The following is a 22587-nucleotide window of genomic DNA, read 5'->3' as shown; positions in this document are numbered from 1 at the left end:
GTTCCCTGATTTTTTATTATTACTATGTAGATTGGATACCAAGTTGCAAGCTACCATACTTTGTTATTGTATATTGAGTCAATTTGCGCGATAGTAGTTGGCGGTATATTTTTTATTCACTTTCAAAAAGATGGCGTATGCTAGCAGTAGACAATAAGGTAATTGAAGATATTAAAAAGGGCTTTTCTGTGCCACCTCAACCTGAGTTGCTGTTGTCTTTGCAACGCATTATGGCACAACCTGAGCCTGACATTAACGTTATTGCTGATACGATAACAAAAGATGTCGCGGTCTCTTCAACCGTATTAAAAACCATTAACTCACCAATATACGGTTTAGCTAGATCGATTTCAGATATTCACAAAGCAGCACGCTATATCGGGGTGGATGGTATTACCGCTTTAGTCACCAACATTCTTATTCAAAAAAGTTTCGACCAAAATCAGTGCAGTATCGCTTTAGAAGAATTCTGGAGTAATGCCACTAATATCGCAAATACTAGCGTGTTCATCGGTAAACGTTTAAAGCAGAAAGTATCAAGCGACAAATTATTTTCACTCGGATTATTTCATGATTGCGGCATTCCAGTCATGGCCATGAAATACCGCGATTATCAAGATACATACGAGCATGCCTTTAAAACACCAAGCGAAACATTAACCTCTATCGAGGACTCTGTTTACCATGTAAATCATGCAACTATAGGGTATTACGTTTCATCTTCTTGGCGACTGCCGAAAGAAATCTGCCAGCTCATTTTAAGCCATCATGACCGTGATTTTTTACAAACGCTGAGAGATCCTTCACAGTGCTACTATTTAGCCATTTTAAAATTGGCGGAAAATTTAGTGCATGAACACACACACTTTAGGCCCGCAGCCGATTGGCACTATGTAAAAGATCCTGTGCTTACTACCCTAGATCTAGATGATGATGACATCGCTGATTTACTGGAAGATAGCGCAGAAATCCAAGCCTAAGTTAGTTATAAACGGGCAATTTATAATAAGAAACAACAGGTTAAATAAAAGCCTTTAACACTGACAGTACTTTGTCTTTGTTTATTGGCTTAGAAAGATACTCATTCATGCCCGCCGCTAAACATTTCTCTCTATCTCCAACCATAGCATTTGCTGTCATGGCAACAATAGGGATCTGCTGGAATTGTTCACCGGCTTCGCCCGCCCTAATAGCTTGCGTTGCTTGATATCCGTCCATCTCAGGCATTTGAACATCCATCAACACTAGTTGGTAATCTTTACCCCTAATACCTTTTAATTTTTCTAACGCCTCTAAGCCATTTTGCGCAATATCACATTGCAGTTTAAGTTTTTCCAATACGCCTTTGGCAACCGTTTGATTGATGCGGTTATCTTCCACCAGCAAAATGAGTTGATTGTCAAAAAGGCCGCTATCGCTATCACTATTTGCTAAATCGACATAATCTTGCAGCATGCCCTCCGCAAACGTTAGTTGACTGCCGCCTGCCATTAGTTGCTGTAGTCCCGTAGCGGTGATTGGCTTAGTAACATATTGATGAACACTTAACTCCATAACAGACATAAGGTTAGAAGGCATGTTAATTGGCGTCATTAACACCAGCTTCATATCATCAAAACGGCTATCGATATCCAATAATTCCACTAAATTTCTTTCTTCTATTTGAGGTAATTCAATATCGATAATGGCAATATCAAACAACGCTCGTCCACTGTCAGCTAACTTTTGACACAATGAATACGCATCTTCAGCAGAGTCAACAGTTTGAACGGTAACTCCCCATTGAAGCAGCTGCTTTTTGATCGCATTTGCGCTTGATGCACTTTGATCAACCACCAATACACGTTTAAGCGAAACATCTTCTTGAGGCATCGACGGAATGCCATCGGTGACTTCCAAGCGCAATAAGCAATTAAACTCACTTCCTTTATCTGGCTCACTAACAACACTGACATCTCCAGCCATCTGTTTACACAACCTTTTTACGATAGCTAAACCAAGCCCTGTTCCTCCATATTGACGCGTTGTTGAAGCGTCTAGTTGTTTAAAGGCATCAAACAACTGGCCTTGCCTCGATTCAGGGATCCCAATACCTGTGTCTTTAATCTTCATGACAACATCGGCATTGCCACTACGGTTTTTTATCGAGGAAATGGTTACCGTAACTTCACCAGTTTCAGTAAACTTGATAGCGTTAGCCACTAAATTTATAAGAATTTGACGGATGCGATTCGGATCGCCAATTAAATGCTCTGCTTGAATATCGCTAGTGTCTAATACCAGTTCCAATCCTTTGATTTGCGCCTGTAATGCCATTGACTGTACAAAACTACTCGCCAATTTGACCAAGTTAAACGGGATGTATTCCAGATCTAGCTGACCCGCTTCTATTTTCGAAAAGTCTAAGATGTCATTAATCAAAGTTAACAAAGACTGTGCGCTTTCTTGGGCAATGGTCATTCGTTGCTGCTGAGTTTCGTCAAGTTGACTGTCTTGCATCAACTCCAACATACCAATAACGCCATTCATCGGTGTACGAATTTCATGACTCATGCTTGCTAAGAATTCACTTTTCGCTTTCGCGCCAGCTTCAGCTTCTAGTTTCGCTTTAGTCAGCATGTTCTCATTTTCCACACGCTCGGTTAGGTCGTAATTCACCCCAGTCATAGCGATAGGATTACCATGCTCATCATGACGCACAATAGCAGAGGCGCCGATGTGTCTTACTTCACCATTTGGCCAAATAATCCTAAATTGTGTATTAAACTTACGTTCACCTCGGACAGCTTGTTGCAACTCTTCAGCCGCTCTTTCTTTGTCTTCAGGGTGCAGACCTTGCTCCCAAGCTTGATAGGCGCCTGAGAAATCGCTTTCTTTAACACCGTAAAGCTTGAACATCCACGCATCCCATTTAAGCTCATCAGTAACTAGGTCTAGCTCCCACACCCCCATACCGGCAGAATCTGCCGCAAGAGTCATCCGCTGGTTAAAACGATTAAGCTCTTGTTCGTAAGACTTTTGCTCACTGATATCGATATGAGTACCGATCATACGCTTCGGTGAACCATCAATATTCCATTCTACAGTTTTACCGGTGTCGAGCACCCATACCCAATGACCATCTTTATGTCGCATACGCGCTTCACAAATATAAAACTCAGCCTCACCATTCCAATGCGCTTTTAACTTTTGTTCCGATATTTTCCCATCATCGGGATGACAAACGTTCATCCATGTATCGATATTAACCGGCTGTAACTCATCTAAGGTATAGCCAATAATTTGTGCCCAACGCTCATTGAATACAGTTTTACCCGAATTGACTTCCCAATCCCAAATACCAACAGCGGTAGACTGCATAACGAAATCAAGACGTTCTTTTTGATCTTTAATTTGTTGTTCAGAAAGCACGCGCTCATTGATGTTTTGGAACGAACCAACAAGGCGAACACAAGTATCCCCTTCAAAAATCGGCTTACCGCGTGCCGCCACCCAAATTTCATTACCTTTATGCGTAATGATCTCACATTCAACAACATAAGGCTGGCGGGTTCGAATAGACTCTTCTAACGCTTTTTCGATGCGCTCCCTGCTTTCCCCTATTTTGTAAAACTCAATGGCATTATGAAGGTTCGGCTTGTAATTTTCTGGTACCTCATGAATCACTTTAGTCATTGGAGACCAGTAAAGGTCTTCATTGATCAAATCTAACTCCCACGCTCCAATTTGCGCTTGTTCAGACATTTGCTCTTGTACGTTTTGCTGCGCAAGTTCACGTAGTTTTTGTGCATTACGGGTAAACTCTGCACCAATCCAGTTGCCAAACAGTTGGATCAAACCGAGTTCACGCTCTGAAAAAGGATTTAAAGACGCTTTAGGACTAGAAAAATTCAAGGTACCAAAGCGTTTTCCTTCAACGTAAATGGGTACCCCGATGTAGCTCTCTAAAGCAAAATCACGATAACAAGGATGATTGCGAATATCGCTAGCGCCCACATAATGAAAGGCCGTCGGCTTGTTCGCTAAATAGGTATGAATACAATAGGTATTTTCAAAATCAAAGCTAGCACCAACCTCCAATTCACCGTTTGGGCTATGGCAATGAATGATTTTATATTTGTGATCAGATATTTCACTAACAATGCCGAAGGGTAAATCAAACAACTGACACCCTAGTGCTAAAATATCTTTGATTTTATCGTGTAAATCGGTATTAGTTTCTGACGTTACTCTATGTAGTTCGTTTAATGCTCTTTCAGTAATTTTTCGTTCATTGATGTCATTTTGAATAACGATAAAATCAACTATATCTACCCCAAAGTTTCGAAGTGGTACGATAGTCGTATCTAACCAATGCTCTCTTCCCCCCATAATCTTGTTTAACGATTCACCGTGCCAATAATCGTCATTTCTACAGACAGAGAAAATATGTTCAAAGTCTTGTTGAGTATAGCTATCCGCGCATATTTTTCTGACATCTAACCCGATAGCTTCCTCTGCTGAATATCCGTAAAACTTAACAAAGTTACTATTTACGTAAGTTATTTTTCCTTTTAAATCAATCTTATAAACAATAGCGTGTTTGTTAATAGCTAACTTAAATTCAGAGCTTTGATTTTTAGCATTAATGAGCTCGATATAATTATGAGCGATTAAATTTTGCGTTGGTTTAAACAACAAAAAGTAGGTAATGACTAGCACCAAGATAGAAGCAACCCAAATAAGCGTTTCTAACTGACTCGTTTGCGCAACACGTAAACTGGTGTACTTTTCTATCTCCCCCACCACATGGTCTAGCTGCGAAATGGTGATATCAACATTTTCTCTGGTGAAAGCTTCAGGTATCGCTAACGCTTTTGATGTTAAATCAGCAAATGCAGAAGCATCGCGAATGTAATTTTTTACCAGTACATTAACGCCATCTTCATTACTTAAAAGGCTAGTTCGAATATGCTCAGGTAAACTGTCTGGATTGGTATGGGCAATATTTCTTAAAAAGTTATGGTTTTCAGTGAATTGATTAATGGTTCGCTTTAGTCTCAGCTTAGCTCTGTCAGACGTATTATTTCCAGCAGATAAATAGAAATAGTCATGAACATCAAAGGCAACAGTTTGGGCAAGCATGCGTTGCTTGCCAGCAATATTAATGATTTGTGCGTCATACTCTTGTTGCTGAATAAGATTATTCAACATAAAGAATGAAATACTCGACAATAGAGCCATAGTAAACAAGGCGGCAATATTCCGCTTGCTTACCTTACGCGTTAATAGCGTTACATCCACACATCGTTCCTTTGTTATTTGTTAATTTTTATTTTTATTTTTGGTTTGCGGCTTTAGCGGTAATTTCAAAAATCCCCTTGCCATCAATCCCAACATAAATCTTTCCGTCTATCCCTTGATGCAAGCTACGAACCCTACCACTGTCTGGCAAGATATATTCTTGTTGTGGCTCTTTAACATTAGAGACATCTACAACAACAATATAGCTAAACTTTAGTGACCCTACGAGTAACTTGTCTTGTAAATAAGGATATTGTTTAGAAGTTACCTTAACTAAACCGCTCGGAGCAATAGAAGGTGTCCAGTGTAAAACAGGGGGGGTTATACCTTCTAAATGCGTCTTATCTGAAATACTCGTACCAATATAATTTCGCCCAAAAGTAACCGTAGGCCAGCCGTAATTAAGGCCAGCCCTAACAATATTTAGTTCGTCGCCGCCTCTAGGACCATGCTCGTGTGACCACAACGTATTAGACTGTTTATCAAAATATAGTCCTTGCGGGTTCCTATGACCATAGCTGTATATTGCTTTTACTGCCTTAGGGTTATTCACAAAAGGATTGTCGTCAGGAACACTTCCCGAAGCCGTTAAACGGTATATTTTACCGCTGTCTATCGTTACATCCTGTGGGTATTCATCACGTTTACCACGGTCGCCTATTGAAAAATAAATAAAGCCATGTTGATCAAATGCGATTCGACTACCAAAATGGCGCCCTGTAGAGCTTTGCGATTGTGCCTGATACAAAGTGGTGACTTGAGAAAGCGTGATTTCATCATTCGACAGTTTCGCTCGCGCTAACACAGTATTTTTATAATCATGCTGTGCATGCTGCTTAGAATAAGTAAAGTAAATGAACTGATTTTTATCGAAATTAGGATCAAGTATTACATCGAGTAGTCCGCCTTGTCCTCCGTCATCAATTGAAGGTAAACCAGCAATAATCTGTTTTTTTCCGCTTACAGGGTTAACTAGCCATAACTTTCCTGAGCGCTGCGTCACTAACAAATTCTTACTGGGCAATTGCTGAATAGCCCAAGGTATTCCTACATCAGCGGCAATCGGCTTTAAACTGTATTGGTTACTTTTAGATGAAAGGCTTAGATCATTAGCAAAAGATAATAAAGAAACCGACAATAACATCGGCATTAACGCAGAATATTTCAACTAAAGATCTCCCAGAGAGTACATTTAAACTAAACAATAACAGGCACTAAGCTAAGATTCTATCGCTATTTTTTAGTAAATTGGGCCCACGATAATAATATCGAACGAAAATCGTCAATCCCGCAATTTGCGCCTTGCTGCTCAAACGCGTCTGTATCAACCGCCAACTCTTCTGGAAGCTGAGCACTGCCATTAACCAAGGCATTTAATTGAACAATAGCGTCATTTTTTGTCAGCGTTAATGAATATTCTTTACCGACAATAGTCAATTCTTGCTGTTTACCTTGCTCAACAGATTCAACTCCTTGCAGTACTTCTGTTAAAGATTCAATATCAGAACCTACCTCTGTTTCTAACCAAGGACCGATTAACTGATGCTCAAAGGAGAAATTTGCTTTTGCGCCACCAGTTGCCATGTCATGTGTAAATTCGTATTCCATCTTTTACCTCAACACTTCTTCATATAGCTATTATTATAGAGGATATAAGGTAATAGAGCAGAACAAATGATTATTGATGTATGCAAAAATCGGCCTATAATTCCCAATTATGTTCAAAAAGTTATCTCCCCGTATAAACCTGCGCTTACCAATAGCGATATTTGCCTGCTTATTAGCTAGTTTTTCCTTTGCAGAACAACGCCCAACATTGCATCTTGCAGCCTATATTGAGCCTCCTTATAGTCAATATGAAGGTGGCAAATTTTATGGAAGCCATATAGTACTTGTACGCAAATTAGCGAAACTTATCGAGCACGATTTAAAAATTACACGATGCCCTTTCGCTCGTTGCTTAGCGCTGCTTGAAAAAGGTCACGCAGATATCATGGTTGGCATAAGAAAAACCGAAGACCGAGCGCAATACTTACGTTTTATCGAACCTCCTTTTAGTGTGCAAAAGCAACCGTTACATTTCTTTTTAGCAAAAGGTGCAAACATCACACTTTCTCAGTTCCAAGACCTTAAACCGTTAACAATTGGCGTACTGCGCGGCGCAAAATATTTCCATGAATTTGATACTGATGCCAGCTTAACTAAAGTTGAGGCGGCAGATCACGACCAACTGGTTAATTTGTTGTTGAAAAATCGTATTGATACGTTTGCTGAACGAGAAGAATCCATTAGACCTTGGCTAACTGACACCAATTATGAAGAGAAACTTAAATTGGCTCCATATAAGAACACACAATTGATAGGTTCATATTTAGCATTAGCCAAAAACTCGCCTGTCATTGCAAAGTATCAACAAATTAAAAAAGCGCAACTAACCATAACACTTCCACAGATTTCAAAATAACTCTGAACCTTTACAAGGCCTTAGTGTCTATTTTCGAGTAGATAAACAAGTACGAGACATTTAGTGAGCAGCAAAGTTAATAAAGGAATATGGCTATCAGTTATTTTGCACTGCGCACTACTATGGGCGATAAGCGGCACCATTCATTACCAAGTGACAGAAAACCCATCACATAAGTTACCCATCAATAGCTATATATACACGCCGCCTAAAGTTCCCGCAATGGAGAAGCCTATACCTGAAAAGCCAGAACCATTAGAAGCTGAAGAAGAGCCGATCGTAGAAGAAAAAGAAGAATTAGTTGAAAAAGTTGAGGAAAAAGTTGAACCGATAAAGGATATCGAAATAGAAGACGTTCAAGCTGATGAAAAGCAAGAAGCTCAACAGACTGAAAACACGAAAACAACTGCAACCGAGTTAGCGTCAGAAGCTGTGGAACAAGAAGAATTAGTTAAGCCGAAAAAGCCAATTGCATACTCTAGTTTAGAGCAATTAAGGTTACGTAACAAAGCGTTAGATAGACAGTTGTTCGACAGTGTCTTACGAGAATCAAACAACCCAAATACAGGCTCTAAGCTTCACGGCACACCGCAAGTAGTTCCTCACAGTAAGAAGCAACTCACCGAAAGTGAAAAAGAAACGATGCAAACACAACAATTATCAGGTGACATCTCTATCAGAAATACTGGCGATGGGCGTTGCTCTATTACTCGTGATTTAAGCACGATTACAGGGCTAGACGGCGAAGTGGTTACGGAACACTTCAATTGTGGTCTCACCAAAATGGAACGTGCATTTAAAGAACACATGAAAAAACTCAAAGAGCAAAGAGGTAAGTAACTTTTCTAAACCAATATGCCTAACCTGTCAGGTTTGCTCTTTTGAACTTATTTAAACCTGACAGCCACATGTTTGCCAGAAGCTTACCTTGGAATAGCTGAACTACATAGATGATTTTCGAGGCTTATCACCTAATGTCGATACGCGTATAAATTCCTTATTGCAGTAACTGCTCTTATCAAAATCACTAATATTCATCGCAATATTCGGCACATGAGGAAAAAGCTCAACTAATCGACACACAGTTAACTTCGATAAGCGTTCTTTTTGCTGGTCAGTTCGCCCCTCCATGATATGTGCAAATATATGAATAAAATCTTCGCTTTCATTGCCAACTAGAAAGGCTGTAAAAGGGTTAATCCGAACTTTAATGTCAGACTCGACAAACAGTCCCGTCGAAGTTGCTACTTCATGTATTTTCTTTAAAATCGACGTTTCTCTATGTACCTTAAATACGCTTTCTGAACAATCCACGACAAAATGTGGCATTACAACTACTCCCATGATGTGCTTTAAATGTTGTTAAACACATGCACACTATCTAACAGAACAAATTTTGATTAACGAATGTTCACACTCAAATAATTAACGCTGTAACCTGAGTTCTAAAACACTCCAGTTTAAGATCTGTGTAACAAATAAGTGCCCGTTATTACTCACACTTAGGCCGTGAACAAAGCCAAATTGATCAGGGTTTCGTCCTTTTTCACCTTGAATAGTGAGAAGTAAGTTCCCATTAGAGTCCAATTGTTTAACTCGCTCGTGACGAGCGTCGGTGAACCAAACGGTATCTTTAAACAGCGCCAGCACATACGGGTAACCAATATTTTTCCACTGTTCTATAAACTTGCCCTCTAAATCAAACAGCTGAATACGCTTATTTTCTCTATCAGCAATCAAGACTCTATCGTGTTTATCCACTACAACCGAATGAGCGAAATTAAACTCTCCTTTGCTTGCCCCCTTTGTCCCCCAAGCTTTTAAAAACAAGCCATTCGAATCAAGCTTTACAATACGGTGATTACCTCTATCAACAACAAAAATATTATCAGCTTTATCAAATCCGACATCCTCAGGGTTGTTGAATAAAACCATGTTGTAATCTCGATCGAACCACCCTTCACTCGCTCTTCCTTTCATTCCGAGTACCATAGTGATGTCACCATCGACTGAAAATCGTTGGATCAAATGAGTACCCCCATCAACAGTCCAAATGTTGCCGTGGCGGTCTATACGCAAGCCATTTGGGTTAACAAACTGACCTTTGCCAATTTCTTTGACAAAACGACCTTGCTTATCGAATTCCAATAATTGATGTTGGCCACGATTAAACACGTATTTGTGGCCATATTTATTTTCAACGACTCCTACAACCTCACCAAAAGCCCAAGACTCAGGTAGTTTAAGATCGGCTTGTTTGACCGTGTATTCATTATTTGCTGAAGCGTAAAAAGATACGCACATAAACAATAGAACTTGTATAGCTTTCTTCATTTTTCTACTCACAGTAAATTAGTGAGCAAAAGGTTACGTAAATAACCGAAGAGAATTAACTACTGAAAAATGCATTCTGTTTTTCTTTAAAAGAAAAACTACTCAAATAATGAACCTAAGAACTTAATGAAAAGATCTAGTTTGAGCGATGAGTCTCTGCGTTGCTGGTAAACAGCGTAGCGCTCGCGAGATATCTGCTTCCAGTCTGGCAGCAATTCAATTAAATTTCCTTTCTCAATCTCTTCATCCACCATGTATTGGTACAAATTGGCCACACCCACACCATTTTTTGCAGATTGCAGTAAAGTAAAATAGCTATTACTCGTAAAAACAGGAGCTGGCGTTATTTCTGACAATATACTTTTTCGCCTGAACGACCATACCTCTGAAATTTGGGGCCCTTTGTAGCTCAGTAGATTTAACTCGTTTAATTGCTCTGGCATGCTGATTTTTTTCTGTCTTGCCAGATAATCGGGCGATGCGACTAACTTTTGTCGATGTTTCCCGATGTTTGTAGAGTAAAGCGCTGATTGCGCTGGAGGGACAATAGATTGAACCGCTAAGTCAAATCCTTGAGCAGCTACATCAACAATGGTCTCATTTAAAATAAGCTCTATCTTAATTTTAGGGTAAGACCTTTGAAAATTATGCAACTTTGGCGATACAAAGAACTGACCTAAAGCTGCGGGCATCGCAACTTTTAAATAGCCCGTAGGTTCGATATTTTGGCTCTGAACTTGTTGCTCCATTTCTTTAAACTGATTCAATAGCTGACCAGCATATGCCATGTAAATTCTGCCGCTATCAGTCAAACTTTGATGACGAGTCGTTCTATTTAACAATTTAACCTTTAGAGATTTCTCTAATTGATTCACCACCTTACTTACCGATGATGTTGTCATATCTAACGATTCTGCCGCTTTAGTAAATGACCCTTGGTTAACGACTTCATGAAACACATGCATGTAATGAAACTTATCATTTTCACGTCTCATATATTTTCCTTTATGGAACAAATTATTGTCATTAAGCCACATTAATTCCATTAAGTAAAAAGCATATAGTTACGCTTACGTGTTTCATCACAATTAAACATTATGAAAACTTTACACACAAAACACGCGATTATTTATATGGGAGTCTATGCATTAACACATTCGTTAGTACTCGTAACCACTAGCTATTTAAGCAAGGATTTATCTATCAGCACCTTACTCTTTTTCAGAACCGTCATTGGATTTATGTTCATCTTTCCGTTAATGGTAAAACAAAGAGCTACCTTATTTAAAACACACCAATTACCACTTCACATTATTCGGGCGTGTGCTGCACTGTTCGGGGGTTATTCAATGTTTTACGCATTATCTACTATTCCTCTGCCCTTAGTTGTCGCCATATCATTTTCAGCTCCCATTATCGCTAACTTGTTTTCATGTATGTTGTTACAAGAAACGATGACCAAAAACAAAGCGATGGCGATGTTGCTAGGTTTTATAGGTGTCATTATCTTATTAAGGCCAAGCTTTTACAGCGATCTATATGGTGTAGTTGCAGCATCAATAGCTGCGGTGATGGCTGCTGTAGCTTTTGTCTCGGTAAAAAAGCTAACGCAATACGACGATAACAATACAATAGTCGCCTTTCAGCTCACTCTCATTTTGCCACTTACCTCTTTATTAGCTCTCACAGATTGGGTGATGCCAACCCAACCTCAGTGGACTCTATTGTTATTAATTGGCGCCGGATTTAGTGCTTCTCAATACGCTATGTCTAAAGCCTTCTCTTTAGCAGACGCGAGTTTGTTACTCCCAATAGACTTTAGCCGACTTATTATTGTGTCAACCATTGGTACGTTGTTTTTGGGTACCAGTGTAGATGGATGGACCATCATTGGCGGCTTTATTATTTTAGTTGGCACGCTACCGGTAATCGTCAAGAAAAATTAGTAAAGCAGGTTTAATAAACAGCGCATAGAAAGTACTCAAAAATAAACTTTTTATGTCCCAGTTGGCAATAACTCAATGAATATCGCCTTTCAGACTCTTCAATATCTTATCTAATCACCAACAGAGATATCACTGGATACACCTAACTTAAAATAGCTCAGGAAGTCGTCGCTTCTTGTAAATTAAAAACTCCGTAATTTTTATCGAGTGATAAAGTTGGTTAGACGAAATAAGTACAAATACATCCCTTTCCCTAAGCTGATAATCTGGTCGGGCCCTGACTCGTCTCTGCTCTTTAATTGCTTGAATAAGTTACTTTACTCATGCTGCTTAGTAAACTCTAAATTCTCAATATGATGAGTTGATAAAAGTAGAGTCGAAGGTGTTTTCCTATGTAAAACAAAGTACCCGTATTCCCCAAAGCACAGATTACCGTCAAAGCAAGTTAAGGGAAACTTACCTAGCCCTGATAAAAACTCGATACTGCTAGTTTCACCTAGTGTTAGACGAATATCGCCAATTAAGTCATTGGAAAAAACTGTATCGTTAATTACTGGCTCTTTACTTTGAGCTTCCGACACTAGATCTAGTTCATACTCTTTCTGTTCATTTCTCACCATCACGGTGTTTTGGCTGCCAACTTCGATAAAGACATTACTCGCAGAAAGCTCTACTACCCATAAACTGTTTGCTAATCGTTGTAACTTCTTAGGAGAACTCACTAACTCCCCATAGTAGAAGTACTCTCCTTCGTCTTGAAAGAAAAAAGCAGACTTTTTTTTGCTTTTGCTTATATAAAAACCAGGATTTATCATCTTCTTCTTAGTAAAGTTACTCGCAATGTTTTGTTTCTGATGAAGTGAATTCATTTCTTTTAGAATGCCTCTAGTAATTTTCGCTGGGCGAAAATCCGATCGGTTACACAAAGCAATCGCAAATTCATTTCGACTGGGCATAAGCACGATATCTTGAGTTGCATGCTCATAATAACCACCATGATGATAAAAGCTTGTTCCTTTTTCATCGCTATCAACGAACAATCCTGCAGCATAATTAAAACCAGACAACCCATCACCGTTAAATTTACCTTCTTTCTCTAACAAGTTAGCATTTAAATAATGCGCCCAGGCAGCTAACTCTTTTGCCGTAATCATTAGGTTAGACGGACCGTAAATATAAGAGTTATATTTTTTATATTTAAAGTTACCTTGCCTATCCTTTATGTGTCCATGAATCAAATTAGCAGGCTCTGAATTTGGGCTATCTAAAAACTGTGCGCTTATGTCTAACTGATCGAATACATACTCAGATAAAATCGTATTTAAGGAGCTTCCAGTTATTTTTTCAATAGCATATGTTAATGCGACGTAACCGCCATTAGAGTAGGAGTACTCAGTTCCAGGTTTAAATTCCAAAAAAGTACTGGAAGTTATTAAATCAAGTGCATCCGATTGTAGGTAAGTGTCATTCAAACTTTTTCCTTGAGCTTCAAAAACCGTCCAATGATCAGCGATACCACTTGTGTGGTTCATTAGGTGAACTGGAGTTAACTTGTTTGAATTAGGCACATCGGTTAATACGCTTTCAAGTGTCGAATGCAAACTCAGCTTCCCCTTTTCAGCTAATAACAAAGCAAGATGAGCAGTAAATTGCTTAGAGACTGAAGCCGCTAAAAATCGAGTATTTTCTGTTATTAACTTATCAGATGGAATTTTTTCAACGCCTTTAGACCGGAATAAGATTTGTTTTTTATTCCCGTAAACTACTGAACATCCAGGTTCACCGTCGCTAATATATTTATCTAACTGCGACTGAATTATCGCGAGGTCTTTGTCCGAAGCAAAAGCACCAAATGAGAAAAAGCTGATAAGGATAATTAATAATTTCATTGCCTACCTTCGAGAAAATTAGTTTGAATAATAAAAAACTTGTTCGTACTTGTGTTTAAGAGGACGGAGGATCAGCTCAGAAAATAAAATGGCGTGTAACGGACTGATCAACGAAATAGCAATTGCAGGCCAAAAACTTTTATCTGCAATTGCTATGTTTGAAAAAATAGCGATAAGGGACAAGATTCCACCCAAGACACCTGAGACATAAGAATAAAAAATCATTCTTCTAATACAAGGAATCAATTTGGGTTTCGGCTTGATACTTTTTGGAATAACAAACAACCAAGAAATGTTTTGATAGACCCTCAATGAATTTTTTACACCTGCAGAAATACAACTCAACCCAAAAGGAAGAACAGTGACCAGTGTGATGGACCAGAAATCTAAATAATATTTAGGTGTTCCCGAGATAAAAAATATTGAGAAAATCAACCCAAAAGAAATGAAGAGACCAACAATTCCGTCCCAATTTACACCTTCCTTTAAAGGTATATCCTGCGCACTGCCGTCATATAATTCATTGGGGGAAGTCGAAAATGCCGATGATAAAGCCAGTTTCGATTCCAAAGAACAATTGCCTTCTTTTTCTATCCTCTGGATGGTTCTTAACCCTAAACCAGATATTTCCGCAAGCTGTTCTTGAGACCATCCGTTACTCGTTCTCAGTAGTTTTATCTTGTTTCCTGAAACCATGCTGCTATTACCCAAATACATTTACCGCTATATTAAATGATAGGCCGTTTTTTGTGTACGCCACCTTCACGCCATAAGCCGCCACCTACCCGCCAAAGGCCATTTATCAAGTTTTTTTATAATTAATTTTAAGGAAACTAAGAAACAATTAACGGATTATTTATTAAGGTCTTAGGAAATTCTGCCGCAAATAAAGATAAAACTAATTAACGAAAAATACATAAAAAAGCGGAAACTGGTGGTTACATGCCTAATCTTTGTTAGTTTTTATTACTATCTTTAACTCTATAAAACACAAAATCTGATTCTTCTTCCATAATTGCTGCACATTTAAATCTTATGATTACCCACGCTTAAAGGAAAAAGCTTAAACGATGGTTGTACCAATCGGTACTAATTAACAAGAGGTAATACAACGTGGTAATCGTTAATCGTACTTTAGTGGCTTTGCTTACGTTATTTGTAATGCAAGCACACGCAGGACTTATATTATTTACAGACCGTGACGCATTTGAAAACGCGGCAAATTCATCTTTGGCTTTTGACGGATTTAATGACAAAGATCTAACCGAAGTTATTCTGTCATCAGGTACTAATTTTCACAAATACCGCACGACCTCTAGTCACGTAAGTGAAGGAACACATGCTTTATCGATTAGAGAACGAGATCACTTTACCGTAAGCTTTGAGCACGATGTGTTTGCTATTGGCTTTGATTTAAACGAGTTAAATGGAAGTAACTTGCACTACAGTGACAGTGCAGGACACGAAATTTTAGATGCACTAAGAGTGACCGATGTGTGGAACGAAAGTACCTTTTTCGGTGTTATTAGCGATACAGCGATTAGGTCATTTACGTTAACGGGCAATGGCGACCAAAGTTTATTGGCGACTTATGGTTTTGATGCCCTCTCTTATACTGCTGACTCTGTCGCTGTACCAACGCCTTCTTCTTGGCTATTAATGATAACGGCTTTTATCGCAGTGTTACTTATTCGTACCAATAGAAAACATCAAATTTAGCGCTTTTCATTTTGTTTGAGTTAACTATTATTTTCTAAAAATCTACACGATTAAAATGAGTTAACTCAAACCTTTATTCTTTTGGCCACTTAAAGCCATGAAACACATTTAGGTACATCTCTTCTACTTTGGCTCTTGCCCAAGGCGTTCGTCTTAGAAACTTTAAACTCGATTTAATGGACGGGTCATTATTGAAACAACGAATATCAACCGTTTGTCCCATTCTTTGCCAACCAATTTTATCAACTAGTTGATTTAACATCGCCTCAAGCGTTATGCCATGTAATGGATTGTTTGGCTGTTTATTCATGTCGTTCATAAAATAAAGTAAAAATTCATTATACCCGTTTAATTGCTACCCTGAAATTGTTGTTCCTAACATTGGAGAGATTGATAGAACAAGTAACAAAGCCATTAAACGATTAAACCAAGTTAAAAACACAGGATTTTCAAGGACACCTTTTAAGCCTGCGCCAACAAAAAGCCAAGCAAAAGAACATGGCAAGCCAAAAACCAAATATGCTATTGCCACGGCTAGCACTTCAAACAGCGAAGCATCTTGCGCTGTGGAAAACGCCACAATCGCACTTATCGCCATAATCCATGCTTTAGGGTTTACCCACTGAAATGCAGCGGCTTGAATAAAAGAAATTGGTGACGCTTGTTCTTTAGCCTTAGCTGAAACCGGCGTGGTTGCGATTTTAAAGGCTAAGTAAAGTAAATAAGCGATGCCAACATACTTCATTAAGGTGTAAAGCACAGGGAATTGCTGAAACAAAGCAGCGAGACCCAAGCCAACTGCTATCACCATGATCGGGAAGCCCAAATTAATACCGAATATATGAGGCAAGCTTTTCTTAACACCAAAGTTAACGCCTGAGCTTAGTAACATAATATTGTTAGGCCCTGGTGTACCAGAGGTAGATAATACAAATAGTGCTAACGCGATGATTTCCATTTCTTTGTCCAAGTCATAAGTAAAACCTAATGCCTTTACTTTACGCTAACAAACAAAACCTAACATATACAAACAAACGAAAATCAAACCTACACAGTTTTACCAGCTATGCACTTTGTAAGTTAGCCGCCTTTTATCGCTGACAAGCTTCTTACTGCCATAGGAATTAGCCCAAGTATCGCCGTTAGAATACCTACAGCAGATTCAACCGCATCGGTTGCTGAGTAAGTCATAATTGCTGCCAGTGATATTATCAATGCAAAGAAAGGTATTCTTAAATAGCGCCAGACACTTTCATTTGCTTCATCAGCCCATGCTTCCATGACATCTATCGGTTCAGCGGTTAACACAAATTCAGCGAAGCTTTCGTTGATAATATGCCAACCATGATCTCGATAAATGTAACCACGACGAGTTAAATGCTCAATAGGAGCCCTGTTTCTAGGGTTAGGTTCTTGCCCTTTGGCAATTTGGAATAATAATAACCTTTCGTCTTTAGTACATAACTCCCAACGAAAACGATAGAAAGCGCTAGCATTAGCCGAGAAAAATTCTACGACTTGACTTGGTGTCCAGTCCTTATTAATGAGTTCAATTGACTCTTCAAACCGATCGCTCGTAATGTTTCTATTAATTTGTACCAACTGTTGGTGATCAAAAGATTCAAATTCACCTCCCGAAGCTAGTCTTTTACCCTTAACACGTTGAAAAATGCAAAACTGTTCAACTAAATCGTTTAACTCTGGCCACCCTGTTGATTCAGAATAAAGGGCTTTCATTGCAGTATTATTTTGACTAAATGTCTTACTGAAACTAGCATTCCACTGATAAATTTTTTCAAAATTCCTAAGTACGTTTGCCCACCTTAGCTTTTCAGAAGGTTCAACATTTTTCTCCACTTCACCTTCCACTGGATACGCTTCTCGATTGATAAGCATATACAAAGGCGCTAGTTCACAAAGTAGTACTATACGAATATTTTTCATGTCGAGTAAGGCTTCAAAAAGTTCAAGAGCAAGCCCTCGTTCTTTAGGGCGACTAGCAACGTTTTCTAACCCTTTTAAGAAGATGGTTCCCCCGTTAATTGATTGAAACTCTACGCCTTCTTCGACAAACAATTTATCCAAAGTAAAGCCAGCCCAGTCGCTAACCAATTCATCATTAAAATCTAATGTAGATATATCCACAACATAACTTAACAGTGGCGATAAATTATTTAGGTTTAGCTCAGAGGTATCGTTAGTATTTTGAGCGGATAATTCCGTTTCTATTTTTATAGTTAAGGCGCTGGTTGGCCTTATTACTTGAATGTAAGGGTATCGGTCAAGCTTGTCGCTTTTTACGTACTCTTCAAAAGAAAATGCTTTACTCGTCTGTCTGAAATGAGTACCAATTTCAAAGCCAAGGAACCGTTTAGTGAATAATCTAAAAATAGAATAAATACAAAATATAAAAAAAGTAACGATCAAAACTAGTGATATATTGTCAAACGTTTTCTTCAAATCCGACTCATAGTTCTTGTCTATAAATAAAGGCGATTCTTTTAGTTTCTGCGTGAATACATACTCATTTAATCTAGTGTTCACCATACTATCATGTATATTAACGACTCTATTAGGCGCCACTGAATCTAACATGCTCGTCAGCAACAATGCATCGTCTATGTCTGTACTCATAAATACAAACTGCCAAAAATATTCAACAACTTGTTCAATATAGTTATTTCTGTCACCCAACTCGGAACTTGTCTCTGAATAGGTATTTTGTTGTTTTTTAATATTTGTACCTGCTGTTAACTTACAGTACTGAGCACCTTGAACGCTCGAGTTATCTCTAATTAAACTACCATGGGTTTTGTTTTCCACACTTTGTTGCCCTAATGAATAGCCTAGATAACAATTGGCAAAGTCATACTTAGGAAATTTGGTTTTATCAAAATTATCGATAATCCTCTTTTTATAATTGATTGATTTATCAATTTTCTGTTGAATTTCTTCTCCTAGCTCTGCATTTATTAATTGTTTGAATCGCGCTTCATGCACATCTAACACAAACGTGGTGAAAAAGGCACTCCAGCTAAAAACCATAACTCCCAATAAAACTATATATCGAAACGCCCAGAGCGTTTTACCAATATGAATATGAGGCATAGGCCAGAACAATCTCCAACGTTCTATTTTAGAACTAGCTAAGAAAAAAACGTATACAACTACAATTAGAAGCACCCCAAAAAAAATTGAAATAAAAATTGCCATTAAATTGATAACATTTAGCTCTTCTTTGTCATAAAACACAACTAATCGCCATGGAATATCAGGGTTAACATTCCCCACACTCATGTTATGTATTTTGCCACGGTAGATAGCGTCAAAATTTAATGGGTAATCATATAAATATGGTGTCTTTTCAATTGATTTGAATAAGCTGTTATTGTCGGTTTCAACATAAAAGTTTTCTACTAAACTCCTGGCTTCATCTTCACTGTGATAAAGCACAATACCAGTCTTTTGATCATAAATAGCAAAACCAAAATTTGCAGGTAAAACAGCTTTAGAGAAAGTGTTCAAACGTGAACTATAAGATAACGCATCATTAATCGTTTGATTCTTTGGACGAGAAGGTTGAGAAAGATTACAAGCTCTCGAAAACTGTGTTGTAAGCTGGCCTTCTCGCAAGTTATAAAGCCTCTCGATGAAGATACCTCTACATTCATCTTCTGATATATTGAAATCAACATCCCAGACATTATTTAGTAGCCCTCTCCTAACGTATTCTCTTGAGCTTAAATCTATTTTTTTAGATTCAAACGGATCTCTAAAGGCATTAGAGGTAGACCACAAAACCTTTCCAGTTAAAAAACTACTGCTTTCTAAATTGTCTGATGCTTGCAAATAAAACAAGTTGTCCAAAAACAAGTCGCTATTTTTAAGAAAACCCCTTTTATTCTGATCGAATAAGCTATCTGTATTTTTGTAAGTATTATCTTGCGAGGTATCTGGTTTAACGCTTCTAATATTTTCATGTGCGTACTTGGCTAATAATTCGATTTCCAAATTAAACTGGTTTCTCAGCTGCACAAGAATAGAACGCCCTTTGTTGGTGATATTTTCTTTAATTTCTATGTGCTTATATAAACTCGTCAGTCCAACCGACGTACACACAATAATCAGCAGTACTCCTAGTAAGGCAGTATGGCGATCTACTTTACTAAAAGACTGGCTATGATTAATTAGCCGTATTTTCAAAAGAGGAATAAAGCCAATCAATATCAACAACACTATTATTGCGCTGATTACAATCGTTCTGGGAATCGCTAACTTTGCTGAGGTTAATTCCGAACGCTCTCTAAAGCCAATTAAATACAGTTGTTCGATGTTACTTTTGTCGTTATCAATAAGCCTTACTTTTCCAGCAATTGAAATAGGGCTTACGAAGAGCCTAAATGCACGGCCAGCAATTTCAACATCAGTATAGTCAGAATAACCAAGGCCTATTTTCTTATCACTAGACTCTGTAGCACCAATAATCAACTTATTAGATTGCGATTGTGAAGCAGTTTTAGTTGACGTTTTACTATCTTTTATTTGCTTGCCAATAACCTTATTAAGCAAATGTTTTGTTTCATGAAAAGATAACCCGGCCAATGAGGCATTTATTTTATGATTAGCAAACTCTGCAAATAGTTTTCCCGATTCATTTACCATCAAGACCAAAGGATAGCGGTCATTGTGTTGTCCAAAAAAATTCGTGATTGGTACTGAGAATTCTGCCGTTTTTTGTTTTTCATCTTTACTTTGTTCACTCACAACCTGGCTAACTGAGAATTCTGCCGCTTTTTGTTTTTCGTCTTTACTTTGTTCACTCACAATCTGGCTATACGCTGAAATGATTCTCTCTGAGTGATTAAGAACTATCTTAGTATCAATATTAGTTGAATCTACTTTTTCATCGTTTATAACAACATGTAGCTGACTTAGCGAGTTGCTTTCATTAGACGGCTTAGAGATCGGGATATTTGTCAAACAGTTGCCTTTTCTCAGTTTTGTTCTATTTAAACAGTCAATATTTTGTTGAAGAAGTTTGATTAAGACACTAACAGATCTCGGTTGAGTCTCTGTTGCATATTGAGTCTCTGTTCCATGTTGAGTCTCTGTTCCATGTTGAGTCTCTGTTCGATTAGGCGTTACTTCTCTCAAAGAGCGATTAAAAAAAGCGCTAAGATTAACTAACTTTTGTGCCCAGTCAGTTTCGATACCTTGCAATTCACTTTTTAGTTCAGATAACTTTTTACTGTCCTGTTTGTCACGTATTTTGCTTTCCTCAGTATTTTCCTTTTGAAATTCACCATATTCCTTTTTTTTAGTTTCAAGGCTTAGTTTAAGTGTTTCCTTTTCCTCTGTTTTATTTTTGAGTTGTGAAAGAAGTTGATATAGCCTTTTAGTCTTTACTTCAAACTCTTCAATTCTTTCTGAGTAAAACTGGTGATATATTTGATGAGCGTTTTGCTTTCTCTCCAACTTAGCGAGCTCAAGTTCAGAATTTTCAAGTTTCGACTCAAATACTTTTTCATCATAATCCAGAAAATAAATTTGACTTTCCTTTTGTGAATTTTTGGCTTTACTTCTTGAATTAGATTTCGTTTGTTTTTCGACAAGATCCCGAGCTATTGATGATGGAGTTGCTATCTCTTCTTTATTTTCCTCTGCCTTAATCTTCATCCTTTTATTTTCTTCACTGATTGAATTAAGAACACTTGGACAATAGCGATTAGCGCTGTCGACAATGGCTCTAACTTGCTCACTTAAATTTTCATTGGCTAACTCGTCGAACATTGAACACGCGGTTTGTATTTGCTCATGATTTTGCTTAACTTCAGATTTCACCTTCAGTTTCAAGGCACTCTTATACGCCTGTATATCATTTACCGTACTTTCGATTTTTAACTGTAAAGGTCTGATTGTATTTTGATAGTACAGAGCCTCAGTTTGGTAACTTGTTGAACCCTCTTTTCCGATGTAACTTTTAACTAGAATTATTTTTTGCTCGATAGTTTGATTTAGCTCACCACTTTCCAAATCGAGTTCAAATAGACTATCTATTACGCTATTTACATTGTTAAACCAATCGCAGTAGTTGTCCTTTGTAAAGCAAAATTCCGTGTACTCTTGTTCTGTACCACCGTTTTTTTCAAAGTAATTTGGAGTAAGGTAAATTAGCTCTAAAAGCTCATAGGTAACCGTGTGATAAGATCGGTTTAAGAGATCAATTTCACTATTTAAATCTGCTATTTTTGTCTCCAATAGAGATGATTCTTTTTCCAACCTTTTGTATCTATTTCGTTGAGCACTAGCTAAATCAGCGATTAATTTGTTGTATTCTTCATCTACTCCATGTTGTTCTATACGAATTTGTCTTTGAAACTCCTCTTTATCTTTCAGCGCATCACTAGTCGATTGATTGAACTCATCAATCTTTCTGTTTATCTTGAGTATTTGTTCATTTCTAACAGTATATTGCTTTCGATAATTAAGTAACTGTTCTATACCGTTATTGAAAGAGGTATTGATGTCATGAAGTGCTCTAAAGTGCAGCTGGTTTTGATAATTTTCATTTTGTTTAATCTTGAAATAGTAAAACAACCCACAAATACCAAGCGCTAATAGAACACTCGCGAAAACTACTAGTAAGCCTTTTAATCTTGTTTTTCTTCTATGCATTACACGTCCTTACTTCAGCTAATGGGTTGCTGAGCATTAAGGGCTGTGCTGCATATTCAGTATCGAATTATGTGAGTGGAGAGCGCTGTTGCACATTTACGCCCTTACTTGTGAATAATACATCCCTGTCCAGTGTATAAAATTTAGACAAAAATTTAATATTCTTCAACTTTGCACGGGCTAAAAAGATTAAAATTTGTACTACAATCAAACATTGGACTTAAGTCTTACAGCTTTTCTATGGCAGTGTGGCTTAAAATAAAGAGGTACAACCATT

Annotated in this window: 16 protein-coding genes; 5 read left to right on the top strand and 11 right to left on the bottom strand. The window is 37.9% G+C overall.

What is annotated here, in order from left to right:
• Positions 1 to 137 precede the first annotated feature (137 nt).
• A complete protein-coding gene (locus tag ACOB80_RS00510) occupies positions 138 to 980 on the top strand; it encodes an HDOD domain-containing protein (RefSeq protein ID WP_473163837.1) in 843 nt (280 codons plus the stop codon).
• 40 nt (positions 981 to 1020) lie between these two features.
• Here the strand turns inward: ACOB80_RS00510 and ACOB80_RS00505 are convergent, their stop codons facing one another.
• The 3 genes from ACOB80_RS00505 to ACOB80_RS00495 form a co-directional block, all read right to left on the bottom strand.
• Entirely contained in the window at positions 1021 to 5283 is a 4263-nt protein-coding gene (locus ACOB80_RS00505) for a PAS domain-containing protein (RefSeq protein WP_473163836.1), read from the bottom strand.
• 34 nt (positions 5284 to 5317) lie between these two features.
• Positions 5318 to 6451 carry a PQQ-dependent sugar dehydrogenase gene (locus ACOB80_RS00500; protein WP_473163835.1) on the bottom strand — a complete coding sequence of 378 codons (1134 nt, stop codon included), beginning with the start codon at positions 6449 to 6451 and terminating at the stop codon, positions 5318 to 5320.
• Positions 6452 to 6516: 65 nt separating this feature from the next.
• Entirely contained in the window at positions 6517 to 6891 is a 375-nt protein-coding gene (locus ACOB80_RS00495) for a YacL family protein (protein WP_473163834.1), read from the bottom strand.
• Positions 6892 to 7000: 109 nt separating this feature from the next.
• Between ACOB80_RS00495 and ACOB80_RS00490 the strand changes: the two genes are divergently transcribed.
• Both ACOB80_RS00490 and ACOB80_RS00485 read left to right on the top strand, forming a co-directional pair.
• Complete coding sequence (locus tag ACOB80_RS00490) at positions 7001 to 7747, top strand: substrate-binding periplasmic protein (protein ID WP_473163833.1); 747 nt, start codon at positions 7001 to 7003, stop codon at positions 7745 to 7747.
• A gap of 63 nt (positions 7748 to 7810) precedes the next feature.
• Positions 7811 to 8587, top strand: a complete 777-nt coding sequence (locus ACOB80_RS00485; protein WP_473163832.1) for a hypothetical protein — start codon at positions 7811 to 7813, stop codon at positions 8585 to 8587.
• A 102-nt stretch (positions 8588 to 8689) separates the two neighbouring features.
• On the opposite strand, the gene ACOB80_RS00480 is transcribed toward ACOB80_RS00485, so the two are convergent.
• The 3 genes from ACOB80_RS00480 to ACOB80_RS00470 all read right to left on the bottom strand — a co-directional run bounded on the left by ACOB80_RS00480 (position 8690) and on the right by ACOB80_RS00470 (position 11076).
• On the bottom strand, positions 8690 to 9076 hold the full coding sequence (locus ACOB80_RS00480; protein WP_473163831.1) for a 5-carboxymethyl-2-hydroxymuconate Delta-isomerase: 387 nt from the start codon (positions 9074 to 9076) through the stop codon (positions 8690 to 8692).
• Positions 9077 to 9172: 96 nt separating this feature from the next.
• Positions 9173 to 10081, bottom strand: coding sequence for a 6-bladed beta-propeller (locus ACOB80_RS00475; RefSeq protein ID WP_473163830.1), 909 nt, complete (start codon positions 10079 to 10081; stop codon positions 9173 to 9175).
• Positions 10082 to 10179: 98 nt separating this feature from the next.
• Positions 10180 to 11076, bottom strand: coding sequence for a LysR family transcriptional regulator (locus ACOB80_RS00470; protein WP_473163829.1), 897 nt, complete (start codon positions 11074 to 11076; stop codon positions 10180 to 10182).
• Between the two features lie 102 nt (positions 11077 to 11178).
• Here ACOB80_RS00470 and ACOB80_RS00465 point away from each other — a divergent pair, with 102 nt between their 5' ends.
• The gene (locus ACOB80_RS00465; RefSeq protein WP_473163828.1) at positions 11179 to 12027 is read left to right on the top strand and encodes a DMT family transporter; all 849 of its coding nucleotides are present in this window, start codon (positions 11179 to 11181) and stop codon (positions 12025 to 12027) included.
• A 317-nt stretch (positions 12028 to 12344) separates the two neighbouring features.
• Here the strand turns inward: ACOB80_RS00465 and ACOB80_RS00460 are convergent, their stop codons facing one another.
• Together ACOB80_RS00460 and ACOB80_RS00455 are read right to left on the bottom strand one after the other, a co-directional pair.
• Positions 12345 to 13916, bottom strand: coding sequence for a serine hydrolase domain-containing protein (locus ACOB80_RS00460; RefSeq protein ID WP_473163827.1), 1572 nt, complete (start codon positions 13914 to 13916; stop codon positions 12345 to 12347).
• Between the two features lie 18 nt (positions 13917 to 13934).
• Positions 13935 to 14612: a helix-turn-helix domain-containing protein gene (locus ACOB80_RS00455; protein WP_473163826.1), complete on the bottom strand. Its 678-nt coding sequence runs from the start codon at positions 14610 to 14612 to the stop codon at positions 13935 to 13937.
• 417 nt (positions 14613 to 15029) lie between these two features.
• Between ACOB80_RS00455 and ACOB80_RS00450 the strand changes: the two genes are divergently transcribed.
• Complete coding sequence (locus ACOB80_RS00450) at positions 15030 to 15635, top strand: hypothetical protein (protein WP_473163825.1); 606 nt, start codon at positions 15030 to 15032, stop codon at positions 15633 to 15635.
• 73 nt (positions 15636 to 15708) lie between these two features.
• On the opposite strand, the gene ACOB80_RS00445 is transcribed toward ACOB80_RS00450, so the two are convergent.
• The 3 genes from ACOB80_RS00445 to ACOB80_RS00435 form a co-directional block, all read right to left on the bottom strand.
• A complete protein-coding gene (locus ACOB80_RS00445; RefSeq protein ID WP_473163824.1) occupies positions 15709 to 15945 on the bottom strand; it encodes a VF530 family protein in 237 nt (78 codons plus the stop codon).
• Between the two features lie 45 nt (positions 15946 to 15990).
• Positions 15991 to 16593 (bottom strand): LysE family translocator, encoded by a 603-nt coding sequence (locus tag ACOB80_RS00440; protein ID WP_473163823.1) that lies wholly within the window; start codon positions 16591 to 16593, stop codon positions 15991 to 15993.
• Positions 16594 to 16715: 122 nt separating this feature from the next.
• Positions 16716 to 22310, bottom strand: coding sequence for a Rad50 family protein (locus ACOB80_RS00435; RefSeq protein ID WP_473163822.1), 5595 nt, complete (start codon positions 22308 to 22310; stop codon positions 16716 to 16718).
• Positions 22311 to 22587 lie beyond the last annotated feature (277 nt).

The sequence above is a fragment of the Thalassotalea coralli genome, from assembly GCF_055786205.1.
Note: the sequence above shows the minus strand (reverse complement) of the source record. Positions and strands in the feature narration are given on the sequence as shown.

Coding starts and splice junctions, on each gene's coding strand:
- ACOB80_RS00510 (WP_473163837.1), top strand. CDS start 138: ATGCTAGCAGTAGACAATAAGGTAATTGAAGATATTAAAAAGGGCTTT.
- ACOB80_RS00490 (WP_473163833.1), top strand. CDS start 7,001: ATGTTCAAAAAGTTATCTCCCCGTATAAACCTGCGCTTACCAATAGCG.
- ACOB80_RS00475 (WP_473163830.1), bottom strand. CDS start 10,081: ATGAAGAAAGCTATACAAGTTCTATTGTTTATGTGCGTATCTTTTTAC.
- ACOB80_RS00470 (WP_473163829.1), bottom strand. CDS start 11,076: ATGAGACGTGAAAATGATAAGTTTCATTACATGCATGTGTTTCATGAA.
- ACOB80_RS00495 (WP_473163834.1), bottom strand. CDS start 6,891: ATGGAATACGAATTTACACATGACATGGCAACTGGTGGCGCAAAAGCA.
- ACOB80_RS00445 (WP_473163824.1), bottom strand. CDS start 15,945: ATGAATAAACAGCCAAACAATCCATTACATGGCATAACGCTTGAGGCG.
- ACOB80_RS00480 (WP_473163831.1), bottom strand. CDS start 9,076: ATGCCACATTTTGTCGTGGATTGTTCAGAAAGCGTATTTAAGGTACAT.
- ACOB80_RS00440 (WP_473163823.1), bottom strand. CDS start 16,593: ATGGAAATCATCGCGTTAGCACTATTTGTATTATCTACCTCTGGTACA.
- ACOB80_RS00435 (WP_473163822.1), bottom strand. CDS start 22,310: ATGCATAGAAGAAAAACAAGATTAAAAGGCTTACTAGTAGTTTTCGCG.
- ACOB80_RS00455 (WP_473163826.1), bottom strand. CDS start 14,612: ATGGTTTCAGGAAACAAGATAAAACTACTGAGAACGAGTAACGGATGG.
- ACOB80_RS00460 (WP_473163827.1), bottom strand. CDS start 13,916: ATGAAATTATTAATTATCCTTATCAGCTTTTTCTCATTTGGTGCTTTT.
- ACOB80_RS00465 (WP_473163828.1), top strand. CDS start 11,179: ATGAAAACTTTACACACAAAACACGCGATTATTTATATGGGAGTCTAT.